Origin of the sequence: Streptomyces sp. NPDC091416, assembly GCF_044756845.1 — a bacterium.
GTDB lineage: Bacteria > Actinomycetota > Actinomycetes > Streptomycetales > Streptomycetaceae > Streptomyces.
This window is the reverse complement of record NZ_JBIVTU010000019.1, coordinates 94,674-103,742: the sequence shown is the minus strand read 5'-3', so window position 1 is coordinate 103,742 and position 9,069 is coordinate 94,674. Positions and strand designations below refer to the sequence as shown.

Below are 9,069 nucleotides of genomic sequence, written 5' to 3'. Positions count from 1 at the left end.
GGCGCCGGTGTCTGGTCTTCGCGCCACTTGTCGGACCTGACCCCCCCAAAAAGGGATATCCTCGGGCCTACCGTCCCAATGCTCGTCGGGTGGGGGGGGGGGCCCCGGCCGGCCCCGCCCCGACGGCTGCCGGGGCGGGCACGCCCTCCTGCCCGGCCCACGGCCGGGAGACGGACGACGGCGCGGACGCCGCTGAAGTCGGTGGTGAGGCGGAAGGCGTCAGCCGACGCCGACCGTCACTTCGGCGGGGACCAGTCGCGTCCCGTCGGCGAGCCGGAAGTCCAAGGTGATCCGCTGCCTGCCGGATGCCGCGTCAGCGGTGGCACGCACCGCCACACGCTGGATCCCGCCCCAGGTCCCGCGGACCGCCAGCGTGCCGCCCGCCGGCTCCACGAGGACGCCTTCCGGCGCCGTGGCCGACCAGTGGACGGTGTGGCCGGTGAAGTCGACGTCCTGGACCTCCACGTCGAGGGCCACGGAGTCGCCGGCCGGTTCGAGCACGAGGAGGCCCGGGTTGCCGAAGCCCGCCGCCGGGCTCGCGTAGGTGTCGACGACCGCCTGACGGATCCGCGCGTCGTCGTACGGTGCCTGGCCCTGCGGACCGTTCCATCGCCACCAGGCCTGCATGTTGGGCAGGCAGACGCCGTTGAACCGGTTGCGGTGGACGAGCGCCCGGTATTCCTGGCGGGCGGTGTCGAGTTCTGCGCTGCCCGCCGGAGCCAGGCCGATCCTCATGTCGGCCAGGGCGATGTCGAGGTTGCGGGTCAGCCGGTCGAGCAGGGTGCGCGCCGCCGCACCGGACGCCTGCCCGGCCGCCTCCCGCAGGGCCGCACGGGCCTGCGTGTAGTGCGTGGCGAGTACGGCCGGGCCGTGGGTGTCCGGGTCGAAGCGCGTGAGGTCGTAGTAGCGCCCCGTCGCGGCTGCCGCGTCCGCGCCGAAACGCGCCCGGAGGTAGCCGTCGAGGAAGGCGCCGGCGTCCAGGGTGCTGTCCCAGGCCAGCGCGGCGAAGAGGCTCTGGACGTGTTCGTACGTGATCCAGTCGCCCGGCTCGCTGTACATCCCGTAGCCGTCGATCCCCAGACCCGCCTCGAAACCGACGTCGCCCGCGAGGGTGGCGAGCGGGTGCACCGGCAGGCTGCGCCAGCGGTAGCGCCGGTAGTACTCGTACATCGCCAGCGGTCCGCGGTGCGTGGTGCGCCAGGCCCGCAGCGCCTTCGCGAAGGGGACGTTGGCCCCGGTCGCGGGGTCGCCCAGGTGACCGTCGTAGTTCCGGGAGTACGCGGCGAAGTCCACGATGACCTCGGGGTCGCTCGCGTACTCCGGGTCGGGCGGCTGCACGGTGGAGGCGTACGCGATCCGTTCGACCCGGACCCCGGGCAGTTCCCGGCGCAGCACCCGGACCAGTTCGTTGACGACCACCGACTCCGCGTTGGCCGGGCTTCCGTAGCGGTCGAGGATGGGCTTCTGGAAGGCTCCGACGTCCGGCGGCCAGCAGTCGAAGACGGTGATCTCCGGACGCTCCCGCAGGAAGGCCAGGACCTTGGCCACGTACGCGTCCAGGGCCTCGGGGTTGTAGATGTCGAACAGCGGACCGCCGGACTCGTAGAACTGCGGGTGGCCGGCCTTCGGCAGGAAGCTGTCGTAGCCGTGGCCGCCGGTCTCGACGCGCAGGCCGCGCTTTCCGGCCTCGCGAACCAGGACGTCCCGTACTCCGTCGTATGTGGTGACGCCGAGGCCCAGGTAGTCGGTCGGGAAGACGAACGTGTTGAGGCGGTTCTTCGCCATCCAGTCGAGCAGCGGCGGCAGGCTCTTCGCGGTGTGGCTGAAGCCCTCCTCGGCGTACTGCCGCCGCAGCTGCGAACCCGGACGGTCGGTGAGGCGGACGGCGGGGAGGCTCAGGGCGCGGGCCTTCGGTACGTACTCGTGATGGCCCTCGTACGCGGGGAAGGCCGGAGCGAAGAAGCGCACGCCGGCCCGTTCCAGGAGCGCGTAGACGGCGTACAGCGGCGCCCGGTCGCCCTGGCCGGTCAGCAGGACGCAGGTGTCGTCGCCGAGGAGCGTGAAGGAGTCCTCCGGCGCGCCGGCGAGTTCCCGGCCGGCGTCCGCGAGCCGGGCCCCGGGTATGCCGGTTCCTCCGCCGGTTCCGGCATGCAGGGCCACCAGGCCGGTGACGCCCTCGGGCCGGGCGGCACCGGGATCGGCGACCCTGCGCAGCGGGAGCCGGGCACCGGTGATCCGGTGGAGGTAGTCGCGGAGTTCGGTGGCGGCGAACTCCGCGCTGCCACCGCCCCACCAGAGCACCGCGGCTCTCGCCCGGCCGCCGGATGCCACCTTGAGGGAGGCGCCGGCCGGTGCCGCCGCGGCTTCGGCGGCGGTGACTCCGGGCAGCAGGACGGCGCCCGCCAGGCCTGCCGATCCCACGAGGAATCCGCGCCGTCTCACTGCGCCGGGTGCGGTGGTGCGGTCTCCGTGCGAGGCGTCGTTCATGAGCGGTCCGCCTTTCCGGCTGCGGTGTACAGGTCACCGAGGTAGTAGTCCGAGGCCTTGCCCGCCTTCGGTAGCTTTCCCATCCGGCTGAATACGCCGGCCAGTTGGTCGAACCAGCCGGCGACCGTGCCGTCCTGGGTGAGCTTGGCGAGCTCGGCCGAGGGAAGGATCTTCACGTACGTGGTGGAGCCCTTGAGCCGGTCGGCCGGCAGCTTCAGGAAGTCGGCGGCGACGGTCTCCGACTCCCCGGGGTGTGCCGCGATCCAGTCACCGGCCTCCTTGAGCACCCCGGTCACCTTCTTGACGAGTGCGGGGTTGCCGGAGGCCAGCTTCGGCTGGGTGACGAAGACGTTGGGGAAGGTCATCCTCGGGTAGTAGTCCTGCGTCCGGCTGATCTCCTTGAGGCCGGGGACCTTCTTCTTCATCGTGTCGATCAGCGGATACCAGGTGGCGGCCGCGTCGACCTGACCGGAGGAGAACGCCGTGACGACGGTCGAGGCGTCCATGGCGACCTTCGTGATGTCGTCCGGCTTCAGGCCGGCCTCGTTCAGAGCGAGGTCGAGGATCATGTCGCCCGAGGTGCCTTCGGCGACGGCCACCTTCTTGCCCTTGAGGTCGGCCGGCTTCTCGATGCCGGAACCGGGCCGGGCGATGACGCGGTCGGCGAGGCCCAGCATGTTGACCGAGACGATGGAGGCGCGGCCGGAGGCGGGCAGCCACAGCGCACCGGGGCCGAGGTAGCCGAAGTCGAGGTCACCGGTTCCCAGAGCGGTGACCTGGAGCGGTCCGTTGGTGAAGACCCTCAGGTCGGGAGCGATGCCCGCCTTCTTCCACAGCCCCTGCTTCTGGGCGACGGCCAGTGCGACGGATCCGCTGTAGTCGGCGATGTAGCCGAACTTCACCTTCTGCGCTCCGCCTGCGGCGTCCGCGGAGTCGTCCCCGCAGGCGGTGGCGGTGGAGACGAGCGCCAGGGCCATGAGCAGACCGGCGGTTCGGCGGCGGACGGCGGGGATCGGCTTCATGACACCATTCCTTCGAGCGGGGCGGGCTGGTGGTGGACGGCGTGCCACACCTGGGCACGCAGTTCGGCGAACTCGGGCGACAGACGCTGTTCCTCGGTCCGCGGATAGGGCAGCGTGACCGGGATGATCGTGTGGATACGGCCGGGCCGGGCCGCCATGACGACGACGCGGTTGGCGAGGAAGACCGCCTCGTCGACGTCGTGGGTGATGAACATGACGGTGCGCCGGTCGCGGCCCCAGGTGTCGAGGAGCGACTCCTGCATCCGGACCCGGGTGAGGGAGTCGAGCGCACCGAAGGGTTCGTCCATGAGCAGGACCTTGGGGTCCACGGCGTAGGCGCGGGCGATGGCGCAGCGCTGTTTCATGCCGCCGGACAGGGTCTTGGGCAGGGAGCCGGCGAAGTCCGTGAGGCCGACGAGATCGATGACCTCGCGGGCCCGGCGCCGGCGCTCCGCCTTCTTGACGCCCGCGACCTTGAGCCCGTACTCGACGTTGGCGGCCACCGTCATCCAGGGGAAGAGCGCGTACTGCTGGAAGATGACGCCCCGTTCGGGGGCCGGGCCGTGGACAGGCGCTCCGTCCACGGTGACTTCGCCGCCGGTGGCGTCGAGAAGGCCGGCGGCGATGTTCATCAGGGTGCTCTTGCCGCAGCCGGACGGGCCGACGACGGTGACGAACTCGCCGTCCTCGATGTCGAGGTTCACCCGGTCCAGGGCCAGGAAGTCGCCGTCCTTGACCGCGAAGTCCCGTGTCACGTCGTTGAATTGGATGGTGGGCATGGTTACCGCCGTTCCTGCCAGTGGGTGAGCCTGCGCTCGGCGACGAGCAGCAGCCGGTCCATGGCGAGTCCGATCGCTCCGATCGCGATCAGCTGGACGAAGATGGTCGGCAGGTCGTAGTAGAGCTGCGCCTGCTGCATCCGGAACCCCAGCCCGCCCTGGGCCGCGATGAGTTCGGCGGCGACGACGGTCGCCCAGGAGGCTCCGAGGCCGATCCGCATGCCGACGAGGATGAACGGTGTGGAGGCCGGCACGACGACGCCCAGGAAGACCTGCGGGTCGCGGGCACCGAGCACCCGGGCCGCGTTGACGAGGGTGACGTCGACGGCGACGACGCCCTGGAAGGTGGAGACGACCGAGGACAGGAACGAGGCAAGGAAGATCACGAAGATCTTCGGTGTCTCGTCGATGCCCATGAGGACGATGGCGAGCGGGATGATCGCGAGCGGCGGCACCATGCGGAAGAACTGCAGCCACGGCTCGATCAGCCTGCGGACGACGGGGTACCAGCCCATGACGAAGCCGACGGGCACCGCGAGCACGACACCGAGGACATAGCCGATGAGGACACGCTTCAGGCTGGCGCCCGCGTCCTCGAAGAGCGTGCCGTCGGCGATGAGTTCACCCGCGCGGCGGGCCACGACGACCGGACCGGGGAAGCCCTCGATACCGCTGTTCGCGAGCACCACCCAGACGAGCAGTCCCAGCGCGGCGGAGGCGAGGCCGAGCAGGAGGGCGGCGAGCCGGCCCGTTCCCCGCGCCTTCTTCCCCGTGCTGCCCGCGCGCCTTGGCCGGGTGGCCTCTTCCGGGGCCGCGCGCCCGGCCCGGTGCTCCGCCGGAGCGTCGACGGGTGTCTTCATGCCACTTCCTCCGCGACGCCGTCGACGTCCGCCGCCCGGTCGCCGCCGATGTCGGCCATGTAGCTCATCCAGGTGTAGGCCGGGTCGCCGCGGCGCAGGAGTTCGCGGTAGAGCCGGACGGTGAGGTCGCGCCGGACCGCGGCGTAGGCGGGCGCTTCGTACACGTTGTGCAGTTCGTGCGGGTCGGTCTCCAGGTCGTACAGCTCGTGCACGCTCTCCGGGTTGTGCACCAGCTTGTGGCGCCGGTCGCGGAGCATGCGCTGGGAGTACGGGAAGTGGTGGCCGTGGAACTCGGCGACGATCTCGTCCCGGGTGCCTCCCGGATCGGCCCCGTTCAGCAGCGGCAGCAGACTGGTGCCGTCGCACAACTCGGGCACGGGGGCCCCCGCCAGTTCGAGAATCGTCGGGTTGAGGTCGATGAGGGAGGCGAATGCGTCGCAGACCTGGGCGGGGGCGCCGGGGACACGGGCGATGCCGGGGATGCGGTAGATGTCCTCGTACATCGCCGGGCCCTTGTCGTTGAGCCGGTGGGCGCCGGTGAACTCGCCGTGGTCGGCGGTGAAGAAGACCGCCGTGTCGTCCCACAGACCGTGGCCCTTGAGTGCCTCGATCAGCCGGCCCGCCTGGTGGTCGATCATCGTGACGTAGCCCCAGTAGACGGCGATGAGCTTGCGCCAGGCGGCGGCGTCGAAGTCGTCCGAGGACCAGTAGGCGCTGTACTGGCGCTGCACCTCGGGCTTCCCGGCGAAGGTCTCGGCCATCGAGGCGGGCAGGGGTACGTCGGCGGGGTCGTACAGGTCGTAGTAGCTGTCGGGGATCAGGTACGGCAGGTGCGGGCCGTACCAGTGGCAGGAGAGCATGAACGGGGTGCCGTTCGCCTTCCACTCGGTGGCGTAGCGGTCGAGCAGGCCGAGCGTGCGGTCGGTGAGGAAGGCCTCGATGGTGGCCTCGGCGGGCTGCTGGAGCCGTCCGGCGATGAGATGGCCGCGTCCGGTGCCGTTGGCCGCTGTGCCGAAGACGGGTTCGCTCACCGAGAAGGGCGGGAAGCCGTTCTCCTCCAGCCACTTCTCGTACGAGGGGTGGTGGACGGGGTTGAGGGCACCGGGCAGGTGCTCGCCGTCCAGGCCGTAGAACTCGGGACCGCGCTCGCGGCCGATGTGCCATTTTCCGACATGGCCCACCGAGTACCCCCGGTCCGCCAACTGGCTCCAGAGCATGGGGTCGTCGTCGGAGAGCTCGTCCTTGCTCCCGCCGTTGCGCTCGGGGTTGTTCAGCATGCCGTGGCGGAACGGGTGGAGTCCGGTGGCCAGCGAGGCGCGGGCCGGGGTGCAGATCGCGGTCGGGGTGTAGAAGCGGTCGAAGCGGGTTCCCCCGGCCGCCAGGGCGTCCAGGGCGGGGGTGTCGACGAGCGGGTTGCCGTAGCAGCCCAGGGTGTCGGCCCGGTGCTGGTCGGTCATCAGGAACAGGACGTTGCGCGGAGCCACTCGGGCCGCCCTTTCGGTGGTCGCTCACGGTGCTGACGGGGAGCCGTCCGGCACGCGGGTCCGGCGATGCCCCGGCACGTGCCGGTGCAGGCAATTGACCGGAACTGTAAGGACGGCGGCTTTTTTACGTCAACCCTTGGGAATAAACATTGTGTGAATTCGTCCGGCGCGTTGACAGAAACCCCTTGACCGATCGACCATGCGTCCATGACGGAACGCACCGATGCCCTCCAGCGCCTGCGCAGGGCCAACGAAGCCGCCGTACTCGGTGAACTGCGCAGGTCGGGCGCGCTGAGCCGTAGCGAGCTGAAGGCGCGGGTCGGCCTCTCCCGCACCACCCTGTTCGCGATCGTGTCCGATCTGCTGGAGCGCAAGGCCGTCGTCGAGCAGCCGGCCCCCGACTCGGAGCAGCCGCGCGGCCGCGGCAGGCCGGCCCTGGAGGTCTCGCTCAACTCGCGCGGCGCCGAGCTGATCGGCATCGATCTCCAGCGCCACCACATCCATGTGGTCGTGGCCAACTGCGCCCATGAGATCGTCGGCCGCCACAGCGCCCCCGTCCCGGCGGACAGCGGCGCGGCCGAACGCGCCTCACAGGCGATCCGCGCCGTCGAGGAGCTGGTGCGGCGCGAGAACATCAGCCTCGCCCCCGTCGCGGGCATCGGTCTCGGTCTCCCCGGCTTCGTCCAGAACCCGGCCTCCGGTGACCCGCACACCATGACGCCGTTCGCGGGCCATGTCGCCGAGGAGCTGGGCCGGCACTTCGACGCCCCCGTGCTCACCGACAACAACTCCCGGCTCGCGGCCCTCGCCGAGGTGACCTGGGGTGCGGCACGCGGGATCGACAACGCCGTGTACCTGCGCTGGTCCGAAGGGGTCGGCGGCGGGCTCGTCGTCAACGGCGCGCTGGTGCACGGCGCCCACGGCACCGCCGGGGAGATCGGCCACACCAGCTGCGCCCCCGAGGGAAAGCCCTGCCACTGCGGGGGCCGGGGCTGCCTGGAGGGTCTCATCTCCATCCCGGCGCTGCTCGCCGCCTGCGCCGATCGCGGAGTTGGCGCCACGGACGCCGCGGAACTGATCGCCCTCGCGACCGAGGGCAGTCCGGAGACCGCCGAGGTGATCCGGAACGCCGCCGTCGTGGCAGGGCGGGTACTCGCCGCGCTCGCCGCGCAGGTCGACCCCGAGTGCATCGTCGTCTACGGGGAACCGGCGGCCCTCGACGCGCTCGTCCTCACCCCGATCCGCGAACAGCTGGCCACGCTCTCCCTGCCGTCCGCCCCCCGCACGATCGAGGTGCGCGGCTCCACGCTGGGCGGCGACGCGGCCGCGCTCGGCGGGGTGGCCCTGCTGCTGCGCACCACCGGCCAGGACCTGGCGGAGCTGCTGGACCCGGGGGTCTCGCGGTGAGCGCCTGCTGCGGGCCCGCCCGCGGGAGCACCGCACAGGCCATGACCGCCGCAACCGCTCCCCCGGCGGACTTCGCCGTCCCCGAGCGCCGTCCCGCCCAACTGCTCCGAGGCATGGTGGCGGTGCCCGGCGGCCCGTTCCTGATGGGCGGCGAGGACGAGGACGCGTTCCCGGCCGACGGCGAGGGGCCCGTACGGGAGGTCACGCTCGCCCCGTTCCACATCGACGCGGCGTGCGTCACCAACGCCCGTTTCGCCGTCTTCGTCAAGGCCACCGGCTATCGCACGGAGGCCGAACTCATCGGCTGGTCCTATGTGTTCGGCTCGTTCGTCCCGCAGGAGGCCCGGCACGCCGTGCTGCCGGGCACCGTACCGGGCGCCCCCTGGTGGCGCGCGGTGGCCGGTGCGCACTGGCGGGCCCCCGAAGGCCCGGGCACCTCGATCGGCGACCGCCGCGACCACCCGGTGGTCCACATGTCGTGGAACGACGCCACGGCGTACGCCCGCTGGGCGGGCAAGCGGCTGCCGACCGAGGCCGAGTGGGAGAAGGCGGCCCGCGGCGGACTCGTCCGGGCGCGCTTTCCCTGGGGCGACACGCTGACGCCGAACGGCCGGCACCGCTGCAACATCTGGCAGGGTGACTTCCCCGTACGCGACACGCGCGAGAGCGGGATCGCCGGGACCGCGCCCGCCAAGGCGTACGCACCCAACGGCTTCGGCCTGTACAACACCTCGGGCAACGTGTGGGAGTGGTGCGCCGACCGGTTCAGCGCCGACTGGCACGCCGAAGCCCGGCCGGAGACCCGCTCGGACCCGGCCGGACCACCGCACGGCGAGAACCGCGTGCTGCGCGGCGGTTCCTACCTGTGCCACCGCTCGTACTGCAACCGCTACCGGATCGCCGCACGGACCTCCAACACCCCGGACAGCACGACCGGACACGGGGGATTCCGCTGCGCGGTGTCGGTGCGGCCCTGACAGCGGAGTACCGGCGCCCGGTGAACCGCGGCACGGGCGGGAAGGGGCGCGAT

Annotated in this window: 7 protein-coding genes; 2 read left to right on the top strand and 5 right to left on the bottom strand. The window is 71.5% G+C overall.

The window, feature by feature from the left end:
- Positions 1–219 precede the first annotated feature (219 nt).
- The 5 genes from ACIQMX_RS37520 to ACIQMX_RS37500 are packed head-to-tail and all read right to left on the bottom strand — an operon-like array spanning position 220 to position 6,632.
- Positions 220–2,487, bottom strand: a complete 2,268-nt coding sequence (locus tag ACIQMX_RS37520; protein WP_402484975.1) for a DUF4838 domain-containing protein — start codon at positions 2,485–2,487, stop codon at positions 220–222.
- A complete protein-coding gene (locus ACIQMX_RS37515; RefSeq protein ID WP_402484972.1) occupies positions 2,484–3,509 on the bottom strand; it encodes an aliphatic sulfonate ABC transporter substrate-binding protein in 1,026 nt (341 codons plus the stop codon). Before ACIQMX_RS37515 ends, ACIQMX_RS37520 begins: the two co-directional genes overlap by 4 nt.
- A complete protein-coding gene (locus tag ACIQMX_RS37510; protein WP_402484969.1) occupies positions 3,506–4,288 on the bottom strand; it encodes an ABC transporter ATP-binding protein in 783 nt (260 codons plus the stop codon). The genes ACIQMX_RS37515 and ACIQMX_RS37510 overlap by 4 nt, the downstream gene beginning before the upstream one ends.
- 2 nt (positions 4,289–4,290) lie before the next feature.
- Entirely contained in the window at positions 4,291–5,148 is an 858-nt protein-coding gene (locus ACIQMX_RS37505) for an ABC transporter permease (protein WP_363076672.1), read from the bottom strand.
- Positions 5,145–6,632 carry a sulfatase-like hydrolase/transferase gene (locus tag ACIQMX_RS37500; RefSeq protein WP_402484965.1) on the bottom strand — a complete coding sequence of 496 codons (1,488 nt, stop codon included), beginning with the start codon at positions 6,630–6,632 and terminating at the stop codon, positions 5,145–5,147. The genes ACIQMX_RS37505 and ACIQMX_RS37500 overlap by 4 nt, the downstream gene beginning before the upstream one ends.
- 207 nt (positions 6,633–6,839) lie before the next feature.
- Between ACIQMX_RS37500 and ACIQMX_RS37495 the strand changes: the two genes are divergently transcribed.
- Together ACIQMX_RS37495 and ACIQMX_RS37490 are read left to right on the top strand one after the other, a co-directional pair.
- The gene (locus tag ACIQMX_RS37495) at positions 6,840–8,039 is read left to right on the top strand and encodes an ROK family transcriptional regulator (protein ID WP_402484962.1); all 1,200 of its coding nucleotides are present in this window, start codon (positions 6,840–6,842) and stop codon (positions 8,037–8,039) included.
- 41 nt (positions 8,040–8,080) lie between these two features.
- Positions 8,081–9,016 carry a formylglycine-generating enzyme family protein gene (locus tag ACIQMX_RS37490; protein ID WP_402484959.1) on the top strand — a complete coding sequence of 312 codons (936 nt, stop codon included), beginning with the start codon at positions 8,081–8,083 and terminating at the stop codon, positions 9,014–9,016.
- Positions 9,017–9,069: the final 53 nt, after the last annotated feature.